The sequence below is a fragment of the Duganella sp. CT11-25 genome, assembly GCF_047302815.1.
Classification (GTDB): Bacteria; Pseudomonadota; Gammaproteobacteria; order Burkholderiales; family Burkholderiaceae_D; genus Rugamonas.
Genome location: NZ_JBKBFD010000001.1, coordinates 3,061,800 through 3,078,958, shown reverse-complemented (window position 1 = coordinate 3,078,958; position 17,159 = coordinate 3,061,800). Strand labels below are relative to the sequence as shown.

18 protein-coding genes are annotated in these 17,159 nt (G+C 64.0%); 13 read left to right on the top strand and 5 right to left on the bottom strand.

The features are described from left to right. Positions 1-345 carry a winged helix-turn-helix domain-containing protein gene (locus tag ACEN9F_RS13085; RefSeq protein WP_413420453.1) on the top strand — a complete coding sequence of 115 codons (345 nt, stop codon included), beginning with the start codon at positions 1-3 and terminating at the stop codon, positions 343-345. On the opposite strand, the gene ACEN9F_RS13080 is transcribed toward ACEN9F_RS13085, so the two are convergent. Further along, a complete protein-coding gene (locus ACEN9F_RS13080) occupies positions 346-1,224 on the bottom strand; it encodes an alpha/beta fold hydrolase (protein WP_413420452.1) in 879 nt (292 codons plus the stop codon). A 129-nt stretch (positions 1,225-1,353) separates the two neighbouring features. On the opposite strand from ACEN9F_RS13080, the gene ACEN9F_RS13075 reads away from it, so the two are divergent. Continuing rightward, positions 1,354-1,935, top strand: coding sequence for a CGNR zinc finger domain-containing protein (locus ACEN9F_RS13075; protein ID WP_413420451.1), 582 nt, complete (start codon positions 1,354-1,356; stop codon positions 1,933-1,935). A gap of 138 nt (positions 1,936-2,073) precedes the next feature. Then, a complete protein-coding gene (locus ACEN9F_RS13070) occupies positions 2,074-2,763 on the top strand; it encodes a hypothetical protein (RefSeq protein ID WP_413420450.1) in 690 nt (229 codons plus the stop codon). A 3-nt stretch (positions 2,764-2,766) separates the two neighbouring features. On the opposite strand, the gene ACEN9F_RS13065 is transcribed toward ACEN9F_RS13070, so the two are convergent. From ACEN9F_RS13065 to ACEN9F_RS13055, 3 genes are all read right to left on the bottom strand, one after another. Further along, positions 2,767-3,537 carry a substrate-binding periplasmic protein gene (locus ACEN9F_RS13065; RefSeq protein WP_413420449.1) on the bottom strand — a complete coding sequence of 257 codons (771 nt, stop codon included), beginning with the start codon at positions 3,535-3,537 and terminating at the stop codon, positions 2,767-2,769. 20 nt (positions 3,538-3,557) lie between these two features. Next, on the bottom strand, positions 3,558-3,743 hold the full coding sequence (locus tag ACEN9F_RS13060; protein WP_413420448.1) for a hypothetical protein: 186 nt from the start codon (positions 3,741-3,743) through the stop codon (positions 3,558-3,560). Positions 3,744-3,851: 108 nt separating this feature from the next. After that, the gene (locus ACEN9F_RS13055) at positions 3,852-4,262 is read right to left on the bottom strand and encodes a response regulator (protein ID WP_413420447.1); all 411 of its coding nucleotides are present in this window, start codon (positions 4,260-4,262) and stop codon (positions 3,852-3,854) included. On the opposite strand from ACEN9F_RS13055, the gene ACEN9F_RS13050 reads away from it, so the two are divergent. From ACEN9F_RS13050 to ACEN9F_RS13005, 10 genes are all read left to right on the top strand, one after another. Continuing rightward, on the top strand, positions 4,177-4,380 hold the full coding sequence (locus ACEN9F_RS13050) for a hypothetical protein (RefSeq protein ID WP_413420446.1): 204 nt from the start codon (positions 4,177-4,179) through the stop codon (positions 4,378-4,380). The two genes, ACEN9F_RS13055 and ACEN9F_RS13050, sit on opposite strands and share 86 nt — an antisense overlap. 74 nt (positions 4,381-4,454) lie before the next feature. Beyond that, a complete protein-coding gene (msrA, locus tag ACEN9F_RS13045) occupies positions 4,455-4,958 on the top strand; it encodes a peptide-methionine (S)-S-oxide reductase MsrA (protein ID WP_413420445.1) in 504 nt (167 codons plus the stop codon). Positions 4,959-5,087: 129 nt separating this feature from the next. After that, positions 5,088-5,486: a DUF1842 domain-containing protein gene (locus ACEN9F_RS13040; protein ID WP_413420444.1), complete on the top strand. Its 399-nt coding sequence runs from the start codon at positions 5,088-5,090 to the stop codon at positions 5,484-5,486. A gap of 309 nt (positions 5,487-5,795) precedes the next feature. Continuing rightward, positions 5,796-7,475 (top strand): glycosyl hydrolase family 18 protein, encoded by a 1,680-nt coding sequence (locus tag ACEN9F_RS13035; RefSeq protein WP_413420443.1) that lies wholly within the window; start codon positions 5,796-5,798, stop codon positions 7,473-7,475. Between the two features lie 4 nt (positions 7,476-7,479). Beyond that, positions 7,480-8,496 (top strand): cupin-like domain-containing protein, encoded by a 1,017-nt coding sequence (locus ACEN9F_RS13030; protein WP_413420442.1) that lies wholly within the window; start codon positions 7,480-7,482, stop codon positions 8,494-8,496. 32 nt (positions 8,497-8,528) lie between these two features. Next, entirely contained in the window at positions 8,529-10,919 is a 2,391-nt protein-coding gene (locus tag ACEN9F_RS13025; protein ID WP_413420441.1) for a chitinase C-terminal domain-containing protein, read from the top strand. Positions 10,920-10,930: 11 nt separating this feature from the next. Next, positions 10,931-12,349, top strand: a complete 1,419-nt coding sequence (locus ACEN9F_RS13020; protein WP_413420440.1) for a glycoside hydrolase family 19 protein — start codon at positions 10,931-10,933, stop codon at positions 12,347-12,349. Positions 12,350-12,397: 48 nt separating this feature from the next. Beyond that, complete coding sequence (locus tag ACEN9F_RS13015) at positions 12,398-13,135, top strand: YoaK family protein (RefSeq protein WP_413420439.1); 738 nt, start codon at positions 12,398-12,400, stop codon at positions 13,133-13,135. A gap of 18 nt (positions 13,136-13,153) precedes the next feature. Beyond that, entirely contained in the window at positions 13,154-13,552 is a 399-nt protein-coding gene (locus tag ACEN9F_RS13010) for a GFA family protein (protein WP_413420438.1), read from the top strand. Between the two features lie 3 nt (positions 13,553-13,555). Continuing rightward, entirely contained in the window at positions 13,556-14,041 is a 486-nt protein-coding gene (locus ACEN9F_RS13005; RefSeq protein WP_413420437.1) for an arsinothricin resistance N-acetyltransferase ArsN1 family B, read from the top strand. Here ACEN9F_RS13005 and ACEN9F_RS13000 read toward each other — a convergent pair. After that, positions 14,038-17,136, bottom strand: coding sequence for a two-component regulator propeller domain-containing protein (locus ACEN9F_RS13000; RefSeq protein ID WP_413420436.1), 3,099 nt, complete (start codon positions 17,134-17,136; stop codon positions 14,038-14,040). The genes ACEN9F_RS13005 and ACEN9F_RS13000 overlap by 4 nt on opposite strands. Positions 17,137-17,159: the final 23 nt, after the last annotated feature.

The following is a 17,159-nucleotide window of genomic DNA, read 5'->3' as shown; positions in this document are numbered from 1 at the left end:
ATGGACCTGAAACTCAATCTCAAACTCCGCCTGCTCCATGAAGACGAAGTCGCCATGGGCCCTGGCAAGGCCGACTTGCTGGAAGCGATCGCGCAGGAAGGCTCCATCAGCGGTGCGGCGCGCAGCATGAATATGTCGTACCGGCGCGCCTGGCTGCTGGTCGATGTGATGAACCGCTGCTTCAGCGAGCCGCTGGTCCACAGCGCCGCCGGCGGTTCACATGGCGGCGGCGCGCAACTGACCGAGACCGGTATCGCCGTGCTGAAGCAGTTTCGCAAAATGGAAGCCGCCGCCAGCAAGGCGGCTAAGGCGCACCTGGCCGCGATGGCCAAACTCCTGAATTAATCAAATCGCCTTTGCCAGGAGCTTGTGCATCTCTTGCGCAATCTCGTCCACATGCGTTTCAAGCGCGAAGTGGCCGGTGTCCAGCAGCTTGACGACGGCGTTCGGATTGTCGCGCAGGTAGGCTTCGGCGCCTGGCGGGATGAAGAACGGGTCATGCTTGCCCCAGATGGCCAGCGTCGGTACCTGCGTATCGCGGAAGAACTTCTGGAACACAGGGTACAGCTCCAGGTTCGATGCGTAATCCAGGAACAGGTCCAGCTGGATGTCCTGGTTGCCCGGCCGTGCCAGCAGCGCTGCGTCGAGTTGATAGGACTCCGGCGCCACGCTGTCGGGATTGGCCACGCCGTGCACGTACTGCCATTTGGTCGCGTCCAGGCTGAGGAAGCCGCGCATCACTTCGCGATTCTCGGCGCTTGGGTCGGCCCAGTATTTCTTGATCGGTGTCCATGCGTCGCCCAGACCTTCCAGGTAGGCGTTGCCGTTTTGCGAGATCAGCGCGGTCACGCGCTCGGGATGCGCGGCGGCCAGGCGGAAGCCGGTCGGTGCGCCGTAGTCGAACACGTATAACGCGTACTTGCTCAAGCCGATGGCCTGGACGAAGGCTTCCATCGTCGCGGCCAGGTTGTCGAAGGTGTAGACGTAGTTGCGCTCGGCCGGCACGGTGGTGAAGCCGAAGCCCGGCAGGTCCGGCGCGATGACGCGGTATTTGGTCGCCAGCAGCGGAATCAGGTCGCGGTACATATGGGACGACGATGGGAAGCCGTGCAGCAGCAGGACGACCGGCGCGTCCTGCGGACCGGCTTCGCGATAGAAGACATTGACGCCGTCGGCTTCGACATTGTGGAACGAGGCGCGGGTGATGTTGGCTGGATGGGACATGAAAATTCTCCTTGGGTTATTGAAACCGTTAAAAATGTGTTTGAGTGGTTACATCATTGTCCTGTCGGTGTAACTTGTCAAGTGATTTTTTAAGGGTTACAATGAATCCTGACTTGGGAGAGATATGCTATGAGCACAACGAGTTACCGTCCGGTGCCGGAATTCTTCGGCGACCATCGTGCACTGGACTTGATGAATACCGTCATGCTGGTCAATGGCGAGGCGACCGATACCTGGCGGGAGGATGCCGATGTGCTGCATTGGCTGACGCATGCGGGCCTGGCGCCGGCTGGCCGCAAGGGCGCCGCGCCTGCGGGATTGCTGGAGGCCGGACGCGCCTTGCGTGACGTGACGCGCAAGCTGGTGCTCGACCGCAAGGCGGGCAAGCGCCTGGATCTGAAGCCACTGAACGCGGCCTTGGCGCAGGGACAGCGGCACCTGGAACTGGTGGTGGATGGGGAGGGACTGGCTGTGGCGGAACACTACGCGACCGACACGCCGCAGCGGCTGCTGGCGCCGCTGGCCGAAGCGGTGGCTGACCTGTTGGCGACCGCCGATTTCAACCTGGTGCGCAAGTGCGAGGATAGCGATTGCCTGCTATGGTTCCTCGACCGCACCAAATCCCATCGCCGGCGCTGGTGCAGCATGGCGCTGTGCGGCAACCGCAACAAGGTGACTTCCTTCCGCCAGCGTCAGCAGAACCTGGCTTAGCGTGGTTTGCCAGATGTCGGAGAAAGATGTCGGAGAAATCAGGCTTGACGTTGGCCTAGGCCTGATTTGAGACGTGCGCGCCGTGTTCAGGATGCAATGTATATTCGAGATAAATTTGATAACATTGGAGTCCACAGCATGAAACGACACGCCGCAGTTGCCACACTGATCCTGACCACGATGTTGGCCGCTTGCCAGAAGCGCGAGCCGGCCGAGGCGGCGCCGGCCGCCGCCGCGCCCGCAGCCGCAACGGCGCCTGCCGCTGCGCCCGCACCGTCAGGCCCGCCGGCCGAGCAGACGCCGGAGCAGCAGGAGATGGCGAAGAAGCAGGCCCTGCTCGCCTACGGCGTGATGGAAGACAAATACATCAACGACCCGCGCGGGCAATGGGCGTCGGAAGCCAAGGCCAGTTCGGTGTTCGGCGACGAAGGCGGTAAGACGCCGTCCAAATCCAACCTGGCCCAGAACGCCGCCGGCGCCGCCGACGGCGAGACCTGGACCAACAATAATATCGAGAAGGGTTTCGACTGGCTGGAGCTCGGCTACATCACGCCGGTCAACGCCACCGAAGTGCGCGTGGTCGTGCCGCGCGGCCAAGGGATGGAGGCGATCAATAAAGTGGAGGTGCAGGATACGGACGGAAAATGGATCACCGTGTGGGAAGGCCTGCATAGCGAGAAGCGCGACGAACGCGGCAACCGCACCTGGTTCATCCGCACTTTCGACAAGACCGCCTACAAAGTCAAAGGCGTGAAGATCACCTACGCCAACAATCTGCACCATGACTACAAGGTGGTCGATGCGGTGCAGCTGATCGGCGACAAGTAAGCACTACGGCGCCTGCACCAGGTGCTTCCTGGCCAGCCGGCCGAGTTCCCCGTGCGCGACCATCTCGGTGAACAGCTGGTTGTAGCGCTGCCGCACCTGCTGATACGCGCCTTGCTTCGGGAAGGCGATATAGCCGTCCTGCACCGATAGCACCGGCCCCAGTTCGCTGACCAGGGGAATGAGATTGAGCTGCGACAGGACCGGATGCAGGTTGCGCTCGTTTGCCGCCAGCAGCTTGACGCGGCCATGCACCAGCATCTGCACGCCGTTCTCCAGCTTCGGCACTTCGCTGATCTGCAGATCGGGCCGCGCCTGGTCGAACGCATCGCCATAGTGCCAGCCGCGCATCGCGGCGATGGGCACGCCTTTCAGCGCCTGGTAGTCGCCGGCCCACGGCGTCGTGCCGCCGGCGCGGCCGAAGAACATCATGCGGTCGCGGTAGAACGGATGATCGAGGAAGGCGAAACGCGCTTCGCGCTCCGGCGATTTATAGGGGCCGACCAGAATGTCGGCCTGCCCCTGCGCGACCATGGCCTGGGCGCGCGGCCACGGATACATCTGGAACCGCACCGTGTCGCCGGCGCGGGCCGCGAGCGCGCGCACGATATCGACGCCGAGCCCGGTCCATTCGCCGTTGGGCGCCTGTTCGAATACCCTGCTGAATTGTGCGCCGACGGCCAGCCGCTCGACCGCGCCGGCGCCGGGCAGCGCGCCGGTAAAGACCAGCAGGGCGGTGAAAAAGCGGACGGTGACGGCGCGGGCGGCGAAGGGCATGGCGCGTCGGGCCGGATGGCTCAGCGCAGGTCCGCCGCGCGGCGCTTGTCCGGTTCGTTGAGCACGCGGACGATGACCGGCAAGGGGACGCCGGCGTCCTCCATGAAGAGGGCCGCGGCTTCGCGGCCGTCGGTCTGCTGCATGGCGATGCCGGCGTTGACGGCGATGGCTTTGGTGCGGTCTGGGCGGGAACGTCGTTCGATCATGTTGGAGCCTCCTGTCACGGGACATTATCACAAAAGAATTTGCCATGTGCCCGGTTTTCAGTTTCCGTTGGTCAATCCCAACGGCCGGCCTGCTCCATTGCAGCGGATCTAAGCCGATTGAGGCTGGAGCGCGGCGCGCGCCGCCATGCCTTTGCCGATCGCCCGCAGGATGTGGTCGAGGCTGGCCGGCTTGATGATGTGCTCGTCAAAGCCGGTATCGCGCACCCGCTGGCGGGTGACGCTGTCGCCCCAGGCGGTGAAGGCGATCAGGGTGACATGGTCGAAATCCGGCAGCGCCCGCAAGGCGCCGGCGACCACATAGCCATCCATGCCGGGCATGCCGAGGTCGAGCAGGATCACGTCCGGCGCGAAGGTCCTGGCGGTTTCCAGCCCGGTGCGGCCGGCATAGGCCACGGCGGTTTGATAGCCGTACATGCCGAGCAGCTCAGCCGTGATGTCGGCCGCTTCATTATTGTCGTCGACGATGAGTATACGTTTGGGGAAATTGGTCTGGTCCATGATAGTGAACGAAAAAGTGAGCGTTCGGCTGGGTCCAGGCCGGGGAATGGTGGGCGCGGCGTTTGGCGGCGCGCAAGGCGTAGCGTTGTTTTGCTTTCCTGACGTAAATTATAGTTGAATTTCAGCCGCTCGCTTGAAGAAAAGCGGGGGCGTCTCCAAATTGGGTACTTATACAGAAGAGGAAACCACAATATGACCACATCGACTGAAAAGGCCATCCTGGCCGGCGGCTGTTTCTGGGGCGTGCAGGACCTGGTGCGCAAGTATCCGGGCGTGCTGAAGACGCGAGTTGGTTACAGCGGCGGCGACGTGGCCAACGCCACTTATCGTAACCACGGCACCCATGCGGAGGCGATTGAAATCATTTTCGATCCGGCGGTGATCAGCTACCGCAAGATCCTGGAGTTCTTCTTCCAGATCCATGATCCGAGCACGCTCGACCGCCAGGGCAACGATCTCGGCAGCAGCTATCGCTCGGCGATTTTTTATACCAGCGAGCAACAGAAGGCGACGGCCGAAGACACCATCGCCGACGTCGACGCCTCCGGCATCTGGCCCGGCAAGGTGGTGACCGAGGTGGCGCCCGCCGGTCCGTTCTGGGAGGCGGAACCGGAACACCAGGACTATCTGGAACGGATTCCGAACGGCTACACCTGCCATTTCATCCGTCCGGATTGGCAACTGCCGAAGCGCTGAGCGTGGTTTTTCGTGTGAGATAAAATCTTTCATAAACAACTACTTAGGAATCGGAAGGTATTCGGAAGGCGGATTTCTGGCACGGCCCTTAAAGTTCAAGCATGTTTTATTTTTACTTTAGGAAATGCCATGAGCCAGTTATTTGCCGCCGTTTATGAAATCAACAGTGCCGTCGCCGGCCGTCCTACGTTGCGCCTGAACCTGGTCATCAACGGGGACAGCGACGGCGTCGTCGGTACTGCCGTGCTGGAAACCTATGCTGGCGATATCAGCGAAATCTCCGTGCGCGGCCACTGCATGGAGATCGAAGGCGAGCGTCCGCTGAAGGCGATCGTGCTGGCCGGTACGCCTTCGGTATTCGCGTCGCTGAACGAGGATCCGAGTGCTTTCCAATTGTTGATGGTGCTGCCTTCCGCGTGGAAGGATGGCCAGGTTTGCTACAAGATGAGCTTTGGCAAACTGCATCCGCGCACCATTGAAATCCGCGACGGCATCGCCCGCGCCGTGCTGCCGGAAGCCATTTACTGACGGTTACAGCGCGACCGCTGTACTACCACTTTCTTCCCCTTGAAAATTGGTACTCACTATTCAAACAGAATGTGCTCTTTTGAACATTCTGTTTGAATAGTCAATCTTTGCCGCGCGCAACTCTCTGTGGTGGTTGGTGGGTGCTCACATTCCATTGACCAATTCATATCGAATCTTTCTGCAATAACTCTTCCTTGGTTGAAACTGGTATTGGATCTGGCGTAATTAATAAAACCACTTGACTACCACTTGCTTCGGTTCCATGCTGAAAAAATAATAAGAAGCATAGATCACCCACCCAAAGGAGAGATGATGGAACGTGCAGTCAAGGGGAATGCGGCCGTACTCGGCCTGATCGCCGGCATGTTGGCGGCTTGCGGCGGAGGCAGCAGTGACAGCCCCGCTTCCGATTCACAGATGAAGTTGCTGGGGGCGGTGCAGCTTGGCGCCGCCGCCAGCTGTCCGGCATGGTCGTCCAGCGCGATCTACACGGTCGGCATGTGCGTGACCTACAACGGGGCCACTTACCAGGCCAAGTGGTGGACGCAGAATAACGTGCCGGGCACCGAGGAATGGGGGCCATGGGCGCTGCAGACTACCACGCCGACGCCGACGCCGACGCCGACCCCGACGCCTACGCCGACGCCGACGCCGACGCCGACGCCTACTCCGACGCCGACACCTACGCCAGTGGGCGGCCGCGAAATCGGTTCCTACTTCGCGCAGTGGGGCGTGTATGGCCGCAACTACGAAGTGGCCGACATCCACACCACCAAGACCCCGGTCAACGGCGTACAGACCAGCATCGCCGACCAGCTGACCTTCATCAACTACGCCTTCGGCAACACCTACGCGAAAAACGGCGGCTACGAATGCGACATGCAGACTCGCGCCGAAGTCGGCAACGAGAGTCCGACTTCTCCGGCTGCAGGCACCGGCGGCGATGCCTACGCGGACTATCAGCGCTCGCCGGGACGCACCGTCAACGGCCAGGCCGTCGCCTGGGACGCACCGTTGAGCGGCAATTTCCTGCAACTGAAGCTGCTGAAATCCGCACACCCCAACCTGAAGGTCTTCATTTCGCTGGGTGGCTGGAGCTGGTCGAAGAACTTCTCGGCCGCCGCCAAGACGGACGCGCTGCGCAAGCAGCTGGCCAAATCCTGCGTCAAGCTGTTTATCGCCGGCGACCTGCCGGTACAGGATGGACGCGGCGGCACGGGCTCCGGTAAGGGCGTCTTCGACGGTATCGACATCGACTGGGAATACCCGGGCGGCGGCGGGCAGCCGTACAACACGTTCGACGCGGTCAACGACAAGCACAACTTCACGCTGCTGATGCAGGAGTTCCGCGCGCAGTTGGATGCGCAGGGCGTCATCGACGGCAAGCGCTATCTGCTGACGGCGGCCGTTGGCGCGGGCGGCGAGAAGATCGCGCAGACCGAACCAGGCCAGTATGGGCAGTATATGGACTGGATCAACCTGATGACCTACGACTTCCACGGCGGCTGGGAGAGCACCACCAACTTCCACGCACCGCTGTACCACGATCCGGCCGATCCATCGACCGGCAACCTGGCCAAGTACAACAGCCATGACGCCATCACGGCGCTGGTGGCCGCTGGCATGCCGCGCAATAAGATCCTGCTCGGCGTGCCGTTCTACGGGCGAGGATGGAAGGGCGTGACCGCTGGGCCTAACGCCAACGGCCTGTATCAAAGCGCGACCGGCGCGGCGGCGGGCACCTACGAGGGCGGCATCGACGACTACAAGGTGCTGGTCAATAAGTCTGGAACTCGCTGGTACCATCCCGTTACTAAACAGCTGTTCCTGTACACTGGAACAGGAGAATGGTGGAGCTACGACGACCCGACCGTGATCGCGACCAAGATGCAGTATGTGCGCGACCAGAGTCTGCGCGGCGCCTTCTCGTGGGAACTCGATGGCGACGCCAACGGGGCTTTGACGACGGAAGTGTGGAAAGGACGATAAAACGATGAACCGCCATGACGCTGTGCCTGCAGTAGACATCAACGATTCATGGCGGGGCTGGATCGCCGAGAACCTCATTCTCGGCGGTCATCCTGAAACACTGGTCGGCATCATGATCGAAGCCGGCATCGTCGAGCAGTCGGCGCGGGCAGAAGTCGACTCCGCGCTGCGCAGCCCGTACCTGCGGGGCGTATCGCGGCTGCACAACCGGCTGGCCAAGCGGGATTGGGTGCTCGGCATCCAGTCCCGCCTGAACCGGCTGGTTCCCAACGAAGTTCCGCGTCGGGCGCGCCTGTCCGACGCGGTCTTCCTGGAGGAGCACTACAGCCGCAACCTGCCGGTCATCATCACCGGCATGCTGGACGATTGCGCCGCGCGCGACAAGTGGACTTTCGATTACCTGATCGAGCAGCTGGGCGACAAGGAAGTCGAAGTACAGTTCGGCCGCAATGCCGATCCCGATTACGAGATGAACAGCCAGACGCTCAAGCGCCGCATGCCTTTCGGCGAGTATGTGGCGCTGGTGCGCGATAGCGGCAGCACCAACGATTTCTACATGACCGCCAATAACGACGGCCACAATCGCCAGGCGCTGCAGGACTTGATGCAAGACCTGCCGCCGCTGACCGAGTACCTGCAGGAGGGCAGCAGCGGATTTTTCTGGTTTGGTCCGGCCGGCACGCTCACGCCGTTCCATCACGACCTGACCAACAACTTCATGATTCAGATAGCAGGGCGCAAGCGGGTGCGGTTGATCGCCCCGTGCGACACGCCCAAGGTGTACAACCAGCGTCACTGCTTTACGCCGGTCGATGGACGCGACGTCGATCTGCAGCGCTTTCCGATGATGGCCGACGTGCCGGTGATCGACTGCGTGCTGGAACCAGGCGAGATCCTGTTCCTGCCAGTGGGCTGGTGGCATTTCGTCGAGGCGCTGGATGTGACCATCACAGTATCGACGACCCACTTCCGGTGGGATAACGACTTCTATACCCATTACCCGAGAAATCAAGACTTCTAATTACGGGAGACAAAATGCGACAAAATATTTTGATGCTGACTTTAGTCGGCAGTACTCTGGCCGCCTGTGGTGGCGGTAGCGACCAGCAAAACAGCACTGCGGGCACCAAATTGCTGGGTGGTGTAAGCATGGGCGCGGCCGCCGTGGCAGCCGATTGCCCGGCGTGGTCGTCCAGCGCGGTTTACACCGTCGGCATGTGCGTGACCTACAACGGCGCCACTTACCAGGCCAAGTGGTGGACGCAGAATAACGTGCCGGGCACCGAGGAGTGGGGCCCATGGGCGCTGCAGACCACGACGCCTACCCCAACACCGACGCCTACCCCAACACCGACGCCTACCCCGACTCCAACGCCAACGCCAACGCCGACGCCGACGCCGACGCCGACGCCGACGCCGACGCCGACGCCGACGCCGACGCCCACACCGACTCCAACGCCAACTCCGACGCCGGTCGCATGCCGTCCCGACGGCTTGACCACGCCGGTGCCGAACGTGAACTACTGCGGCGTCTACGACGCCAACGGCCGCGAGAAACTGGCCAATGGCCTGAACCGCCGCATCGTCGGCTACTTCACCAGCTGGCGCACCGGCGCGAACAACACGCCGTCCTACCTGGTCAACAACATCCCGTGGGATAAAGTCACCCACATCAACTACGCCTTCGCTGCAGTGGACGGCAACGCCAGAGTCCAATTGGGCAGCGGCGCCAATAACCCGGACACGGGCCTGACCTGGCCCAACATCCCGGCCGCCGCGATGGATCCGGCCTTGCCGTACAAGGGCCACTTCAATCTGCTATCGCAATACAAGAAGCGTTATCCGGGCGTGAAGATCATGCTGTCGGTGGGCGGCTGGGCGGGCAGCGGCGGCTTCTATGGCGCCACCACCAATGCCGATGGCTCGCTCAACAGCGCCGGCATCAACACGCTGGCCGACTCGATGGTCGCCGTGCTCCGTCAATACACCTTCTTCGACGGTATCGACATCGACTACGAGCACCCGACCACCAACGACGCAGCCGGCAACCCGCTCGACTTCCCCGTCTCCAAGCCTCGCCTGGCGGGTTTGATGAAGGGCTACAACGCGCTGCTGAAAACCGTTCGTCAGAAACTGGACACGGCCGCTGTCGCCGACAACAAGTACTACATGCTGACCATCGCCGGTTCCGCGTCGGCGTGGATACTGCGCGGCGAGGAAAATCTCTCCGGCCTGCAGTACCTCGACTACGCCAGCCTGATGTCCTATGACCTGCACGGCGGCTGGAACCAGTATGTCGGCCCCAACGCCGCGCTGTTCGATGACGGCAACGACGCCGAACTCAAAGCCGGCAACGCCTACCAGTACGGCGGCATCGGCTACCTCAACGTCGACTGGGCGTATCGCTACTATCGCGGCGCGCTGCAGGCGGGGCGCATCAACATCGGCGTGCCGTACTACACGCGCGGCTGGAAGGATGTCACCGGCGGCACCAACGGCCTGTGGGGCACTTCGCCGACCGTCAGCAGCACCGTCACCTGCGCCGGCGTACCGACCTGCGGCACGGGCGCGGTCGGCATCGACAACGTCTGGCACGATCTCGACACCAACGGCCAGCCGGTCCCCGGTGGCGGCAATCCGCTGTGGCACGCGCTCAACCTGCAGGGCGGCATCGTCCCTGACTACCTGGATGCCTACGGCATCACCGAGAAGACCATCACCGGCACCTACGCCGCCAACTACAGCGCGACGATGGCCGCGCCATGGCTGTGGAACGCCACGCGCAAGGTCTTCCTCTCCACCGAGACGGTGCAGTCGATGGCGGCCAAGACCCAGTACGTGATCGACAACGCCATCGGCGGCATCATGATCTGGGAACTGGCCGGCGACTACGCCTGGGATGCCGGCAAGAACGGCGGCAAGGGCGAGTACTTCATGGGCTACACGCTGACCACCAACATCTACAACGCCTTCAAGACCGCCAGTCCGTATGGCGCGACGCGGGCGGAGTCGGTGATCCCGGCCAGCAGCGCCAAGGTCGGCATCTCGCTCGGCGGCTGGAAGCTCGGCGACAGCAACTACCCGATCAATCCGGTCATGACGGTGACGAACAACACCACCGTCACCATTCCGGGCGGCTCGGTGGTGGAGTTCGACTATCCCGTCTCGGCGCCGGCCAACATGAGCGACCAGTCGGGCTACGGCCTGACGGTGACCAAGGCCGGCTATGCGGGACCGAACAACATCGGCGGTTTCAAGGCCAACTTCAACCATGCCAAGTTCACGATACCGTCATGGCAGTCGCTGGCGCCGGGGGCATCGGTGTCGCTGACCTTGAACTACACGCTGCCGATCACCGGACCGTCCGCCTACGTGATCACCGTGAACGGCGTGCGCTATGCGCTCAGCGATGAGTATCCCGGCCTGCCGGTCGTGCTGAAATAAGGAGGGGCGAGATGAAGATCCAAACTATCTTCGCCTCGCTGGCCGCCGCGCTGCTTGCCGCCTGTGGCGGTGGCAGCGACAGCGGGCAGGCACAGAGCGCGGCGCCACGCCTGCTGTCCGGCGGCGTCGCGGTAGCGGCGGCATCCTGCCCGGCATGGAGCGGCACCGCCGTCTATACCGCAGGGGCATGTGCGATCTACCAGGGCAAGCAATACGAAGCCAAGTGGTGGGTGCAGGGCACCGCACCCAACGCCGCCGATACCTGGGGGCCGTGGAAGTACATCGCCGACGCCGCCGATCCGCCGACCGATCCCGGCACCACGCCGCAGCCGGGCGGCGTGCCGACCAGGGCCCAAGCCGAGGCGAGGGAAGCGGAGCTGACCAACAACGACTTCTTCCGCAAGGTGAAGGCATCGGTGCGCACGCTGGGCAATGCGGCGGTGGACGCGGTCGCTCCCGGCGTGGCGGCCAATCCGGCCAACGTCAAGCGGGTGGAGCGGCTGCTGTCGTCGGCCAAGTGGGACTACTACTTCGGCGTCCGCGAGGCCAGCTACACCTATGGACGATTCCTGCAGGCGGTGGCCAAGTTCCCGGCCCTGTGCGGCGATTACACCGACGGCCGCGACGCCGACGCCATCTGCCGCCACTCGCTGGCGACGATGTTCGCGCACTTCGCGCAGGAGACGGGCGATCACAACGCCAGCCTCCCGCTGCCTCAATGGCGGCAAGGCCTGAAGTATCTGCGCGAGATGGGCTGCGATGAAACCGGAACCAACTGCGGCTACAACGCCGAATGCGCGGACCCGGTCTTCAACACCGTCTGGACCTGCGGGAAAAACGCCGACGCCAGCTACAAGAAGTACTTCGGACGCGGCGCCAAGCAGCTTTCGTACAACTATAACTACGGGCCGTTCTCGCAGGTGATGTATAACGGCGACCAGTCGGTGCTGCTGAAGAATCCGGACCTGGTGGCGTCGACCTGGCTGAACCTGGCCTCGGCGACCTTCTTCTTCGTCTATCCGCAACCGCCCAAGCCGTCGATGCTGCATGTGCTGGACGGGACGTGGGTGCCGAATGCGGCGGATCAGGCGGCGGGCGCGGGCAACAACTTCGCCACCACCATCATGATCATCAACGCCGAATGCGGCACCGGCACGGAAAAGCCGGCGGCGCAGAACCGCATCGACTACTACCGGCAGTTCGCGGCGGACCTGGGCTGGAACGTGGGCAGCGAGCAGCTGTCCTGTGCCACCATGCAGCGCTTCAACGCCTCCAGTTCGGCGGCCTACAATATCTACTGGGAGAAGAACTGGAACAGCGGCGGCGAGTACCAGTGCCAGCTGGTGAGTTACCAGACGCCGTACAGCGCCATCATCGCCGGTAACTACGCCAAATGCGTGGAGAAAAACTGGAACGTGACGCTCAACTGAAAGGATGGCTTACAATCGACTGGCCGACAGTGACGAAGGAGGCCAGTTATGCCTATGCACTACCTGCGGGCCCTCACCAGCCCGCATCGCACCGACATCAGCAACCGCCGCCTTGGCCGTTCGCTGGCCTTTGTGGCCGGCGCGGTCAACGCCGGCGGCTTTTTCGCGGTCGGACAATACACTTCCCATATGTCGGGCATCGTCTCGGCGCTGGCCGACAACGCGGCATTGGGCGACATCGGATTGATACTGGCCGGACTGGCGTCGCTGGCGGCGTTCTTCCTTGGCGCGGCGACATCGGCGGTCCTGATCAACTGGGGCCGGCGGCGCGGCGCCCATAGCCGCTATGCGCTGCCGCTGATACTGGAGGCGACGCTGCTGCTGGCTTTCGGCCTGACGGGGGCGCGGCTGGCGGCCCAAGGCCATATCGAGGCCACGGTGGCGCTGCTGTGCTTTGTCATGGGGCTGCAGAACGCCATCGTCACCAAGGTCTCGCGGGCGGAAATCCGCACCACCCACGTCACCGGCCTGGTGACCGATATCGGCATCGAACTGGGCAAGCTGTTTTACTGGAACGGCGGCGCGCCTACCGCCGACAAGGTGATCGCCGACCGCGGCCGGTTGCGGCTGCTCAGCTCCCTGCTGGCGATGTTCCTGGCCGGCGGCCTGGCCGGCGCGTTCGGCTTCAAATACCTCGGCTTCATCGCTACCGTGCCGCTGGCGGTGCTGCTGCTGTCGATGGCGGTGGTCCCCCTCATCGACGACTGGCGCGCGGCGCCGCTTTAAGTCATCTATACTATGAAGATGAAAACTTACCAAGGGAGCTGCCATTGCGCGGCCGTGCGTTTCGAAGTCGACCTCGACCTGAGCCTCGGCTCGTTGCGCTGCAACTGCTCGTTCTGCCTGAAGATACGCTGCTGGGCCGCGATGGCCAAGCCGGAGGCGTTTCGCCTGCTGGCCGGCGCCGACGACCTGAACGAATACCAGTTCGGCGCCAGGAACGAGCGCCATTACTTTTGCAAGCATTGCGGCGTGCGCCCTTACGGCATCGGCAACTCGCCGCGCCACGGCGTCTTCTACGGCGTGAACGTGGCGAGCCTGGACGGCGTCGGCGATGCGGAACTGGCCAACACGCCGATCACCTATGTCGATGGCCGCGACGACAACTGGATCGCGCCACCCGCTGAAACCCGCTATCTTTGAACCATGATCAGACCAGCTACCCCGGACGATGCGGCAGCCATCGTCGCCATCTACAATCACTACATCGCCACCACCACGATCAGCTTCGAGGAACACGCCGTCGCGCCGGAGGAGATGGCGCAACGCATCCGCGACGTCACCGCGCACCTGCCATGGCTGGCATATGAGGATGAAGGCCGGGTGACCGGCTATGCCTACGCGACCAAGTGGCGTGCGCGCAGCGCCTATCGCTTCTCCGCCGAGACCAGCGTGTATGTGGAATCCGGCCAGGGCGGCAAAGGCATCGGCAAGGCGTTGTACACGGCGCTGCTGGAAGAGCTGCGCCGGCGCGAGATCCACATGGCCATCGGCGGCATCGCCCAGCCCAACCCCGCCAGCGTGGCGCTGCACGAAAGCCTGGGCTTTGAAAAGGTCGCGCACTTCAAGCAGGTGGGCCGCAAGTTCGACCGCTGGGTCGACGTCGGCTACTGGGAACTGCAGCTGGGCTAGATCGTCTCCGCCTGGACTTCCCCGGCGGCCAGCGTGCTGCGCCTGCCGCCGGCGGCGCGCGATTGATACAGCGCCTGGTCGGCGGCCAGCACCAGGTCTTCGGCGTTGCCGTCCGGGTCGGCGGGCAGCGCCGCCACGCCGATGCTGATGCTCAGGCCACTGCCCGATTTCGCATTGCTCAACCCCAGCGCCTTGACGGCGGCCTCCATGCGGTGCGCCATCAGCAGCGCCTCGCCGCCGCTGGTGCCGGGCGCGAGGAAGGCGAACTGGCTGGCGCCGTAGCGCGCCACCAGGTCGCCGGCGCGCTGCACGCTGCCGCTCAGCGCCTGTGCCGCGCGCCGCAGCGCGTCGTCCGCCCCCTGCTGGCCGCCATGCTCGATGAAGGCGCTGAAGTGATCCAGCTCCACCAGGCCGACGGCGATCATCTTGTCTTCGCGGGCCGCGCGCCGCCATTCGCGCGCCAGCTGGTCGTCGAAGCAGCGGCGGTTGGCGATGCCGGTCAGCGTATCGGTGGCCGACAGGTTGGCCAGCTTGTGCTGCGCCGCCTTGAGCGCATCGGTGCGTTCGGCCAGCAGCGCTTCGAGCTGCTGCGCGCGCCGCGCCAGGCGCCGTACGCCCCAGCGGTACAACAGGACCACCAGCAACATCACCAGCACCACCACCGCCGTGCGCGCCCACCAGGTTTGCCAGGCCGGCGGCGTGATGGTGATCGGCAGGACGATTTCGTCGCGGCTGGCCACGCCCTTGTTGTTGGTGCCCTGCAGATGGAAGCGGTACTTGCCGGGCGCCAGATTGGTGTAGGTGGCGACGGGATGGCCGGCGTCGGCCTGCACCGGCACGGTGTCGAAGCCTTCCAGCCAGTAGGTATAGGCGTTGCGGCGCGGCTCGGCGTAGTGCAGGGCGGCGAATTCGATCGAGATGGTGTTGGCGATCCACGGCAGGGTCAGGGAGCGCGGCTGCGTCAGCGTCCCTTCCAGCACCACGTCCTGCGGCGGATTCTTGCCGCCGAGGGAGCGGTTCAATACGCGGATGTCGGTGACCGCCAGCTGCGGCGGGCGCGAGGCGCTGCTGTGGATGGCGGGATTGACCTCGGTGACGCCGCTGCTGCTGCCGAAGTACAGCAGGCCGTTGGCGCTGTTGGCGGCCGAGTCCATGTAGAAGCCTTCGGTCAGGCCGTCTTCCACCGAGTACTCGGTGACGGTGTTGGAGACCGGGTCGATCTTGCTCATGCCGGCCGCCGTGGTGACCCAGATCATGCCGTTCCTGTCCGAGCGTATCGCCTCGATCAGGCGCGTACCCAGGTCGCTTTTTTCCCCGATGCGCTTGATGTTGAAGCTGCCGTCCTTGAGCTGCGTGATGTGGTTCAGGCCCTTGGAGGTACCGACCCACAGGCTGCCGTCGGCATCCTGGTGCAGGCTGCTGACACGGTCACTGCTCAGGCTCGCGGCGTTTTTCGGATCGAGGCGGAAGTGGCGGAACTTGCCGCTGGCCGGGTCGCGCATATCGAGCCCGCCGCCGCGATAGAACTCGCCGCTCCATACGCGGCCTGCGCCGTCCTCCAGCACCGTGGTGGCGCCGTTGATGCTGCGGCTGTCCGGGTCCTTGGGATCGTGCGCATGGCTTTCCACCGCGCCGCTGGCGGGATCGTAGCGCAGCAGCGCGGTGCCGGTGGCCAGCCACAGCACGCCGCCGCGACCCGGCGCGATGGCGTTGATGAAGTCCGTGGTCTTGCTGCCGAAGTGGATCACCTTGAACGGACCGCCCGGCTTGTCCAGCCGGTTCAGGCCTTCGGAGGTGCCCACCCACAGCGTGCCTTCCGGCGCCTGGTACATGCTGTAGATGACGTTGGAGCTGAGCGCGCCGGGCTGCTTGTTGTTGGCCTTGTAGCTGCGCACCATCTCGCGTTTGGCCGGGTCGAACAGCGCCAGGCCGTCGTCCAGCGCGAGCCAGATCTGGTTGTTGGCGGCCGCGCCCACGCTGCGCACGAAATTGCTGGACTTGACGAAATCGGGATCGATGTCGCGCGGGACGAAGCGCTCGAAGCCGTGGTTGCCCAGGTTGGCGCGGCTGACGCCGTCCGTCAGCGAGCCGACCCACATGGTGCCGCTGCGGTCGCGCATGGTGGTGTTGATGGCGTCGCTGTTGAGGCTATGCGCATCCTCGGCTCGGTGGCGGTAGATCTGGAACTGGCGCTGTTCGCGGTCCCAGCGCAGCAGGCCGCTGGTGCGGGTGCTGATCCACATGTCGCCGGCGCGGTCCTCGTCGATGTCGGTGACGCGCTTGGCCAGCACCGGCAAGGCTTGCCGCGATTCCCACGGCTGGCCGGACTTCCACGTCACCAGGCCGTCGGCCGATCCTATCCACAGCGTGGCGGCGCTGTCGAAATACAGCGCGCGCACGTCGTTGGCCTTGGGATTGGGCTGGGCCGCGTCGTCGACGCGGAAGTGCTGGAAGCCGCTGGCGCCGGGCGCCAGGTAGTCGATGCCGCCGGGCCAGGTGGCGGCCCACACGCCGCCCTTGTTGTCGACGGCGACGGCGTTGATGTCGTTGTAGGTCAGGCTGTCCGGTTTTGCGTCGTCGTGCACGTAGCTGACGAAGGTGCCCTTGCGCGGATCGAAGTGATGCAGGCCGCCCCAGGTACCGACCCACATGCCGCCGCGGTAGTCGGAGACGATGCGGCGCACGATGCGGGCATTGGCCGGAACGTCGACCGGCGCGTAGCGCACGAAGGCGTTGGCGGCCGCATCGAAGCGCGCCAGGCCCTCGTCGGTGCCGACCCACAGCCTGCCGGCTTCGTCCTCGTACAGCGAGGTGACGCGGCCGCCCGGCAGGCTACGCGGGTCGGACGGGTCGTTCATGTAGCGCACCTGCTTGTGGCCGTCGTGGCGGAACAAGCCGCCCTCGATGGTGCCGATCCAGACGAAGCCCTGCTTGTCCTGCAGGATGGAGAGGATGGCGCGGCTGTCCGCGCCCAGCGACTCGACGGCGGTGAAGGCCAGCGGGCGCGGCGCCGCCAGCAGCGGGGCCGCATGGCCGCATGCCAGCGCGGCGCAGAGCAGCAGGCGGAGGACGGGGCGGAAGGGCGTGCGCGGCATCGTGGCGTCTCGGGGATTGGTCT

Coding starts and splice junctions, on each gene's coding strand:
- ACEN9F_RS13085 (WP_413420453.1), top strand. CDS start 1: ATGGACCTGAAACTCAATCTCAAACTCCGCCTGCTCCATGAAGACGAA.
- ACEN9F_RS13080 (WP_413420452.1), bottom strand. CDS start 1,224: ATGTCCCATCCAGCCAACATCACCCGCGCCTCGTTCCACAATGTCGAA.
- ACEN9F_RS13075 (WP_413420451.1), top strand. CDS start 1,354: ATGAGCACAACGAGTTACCGTCCGGTGCCGGAATTCTTCGGCGACCAT.
- ACEN9F_RS13070 (WP_413420450.1), top strand. CDS start 2,074: ATGAAACGACACGCCGCAGTTGCCACACTGATCCTGACCACGATGTTG.
- ACEN9F_RS13065 (WP_413420449.1), bottom strand. CDS start 3,537: ATGCCCTTCGCCGCCCGCGCCGTCACCGTCCGCTTTTTCACCGCCCTG.
- ACEN9F_RS13060 (WP_413420448.1), bottom strand. CDS start 3,743: ATGATCGAACGACGTTCCCGCCCAGACCGCACCAAAGCCATCGCCGTC.
- ACEN9F_RS13050 (WP_413420446.1), top strand. CDS start 4,177: ATGCCGAGCAGCTCAGCCGTGATGTCGGCCGCTTCATTATTGTCGTCG.
- ACEN9F_RS13055 (WP_413420447.1), bottom strand. CDS start 4,262: ATGGACCAGACCAATTTCCCCAAACGTATACTCATCGTCGACGACAAT.
- msrA (WP_413420445.1), top strand. CDS start 4,455: ATGACCACATCGACTGAAAAGGCCATCCTGGCCGGCGGCTGTTTCTGG.
- ACEN9F_RS13040 (WP_413420444.1), top strand. CDS start 5,088: ATGAGCCAGTTATTTGCCGCCGTTTATGAAATCAACAGTGCCGTCGCC.
- ACEN9F_RS13035 (WP_413420443.1), top strand. CDS start 5,796: ATGATGGAACGTGCAGTCAAGGGGAATGCGGCCGTACTCGGCCTGATC.
- ACEN9F_RS13030 (WP_413420442.1), top strand. CDS start 7,480: ATGAACCGCCATGACGCTGTGCCTGCAGTAGACATCAACGATTCATGG.
- ACEN9F_RS13025 (WP_413420441.1), top strand. CDS start 8,529: ATGCTGACTTTAGTCGGCAGTACTCTGGCCGCCTGTGGTGGCGGTAGC.
- ACEN9F_RS13020 (WP_413420440.1), top strand. CDS start 10,931: ATGAAGATCCAAACTATCTTCGCCTCGCTGGCCGCCGCGCTGCTTGCC.
- ACEN9F_RS13015 (WP_413420439.1), top strand. CDS start 12,398: ATGCCTATGCACTACCTGCGGGCCCTCACCAGCCCGCATCGCACCGAC.
- ACEN9F_RS13010 (WP_413420438.1), top strand. CDS start 13,154: ATGAAAACTTACCAAGGGAGCTGCCATTGCGCGGCCGTGCGTTTCGAA.
- ACEN9F_RS13005 (WP_413420437.1), top strand. CDS start 13,556: ATGATCAGACCAGCTACCCCGGACGATGCGGCAGCCATCGTCGCCATC.
- ACEN9F_RS13000 (WP_413420436.1), bottom strand. CDS start 17,136: ATGCCGCGCACGCCCTTCCGCCCCGTCCTCCGCCTGCTGCTCTGCGCC.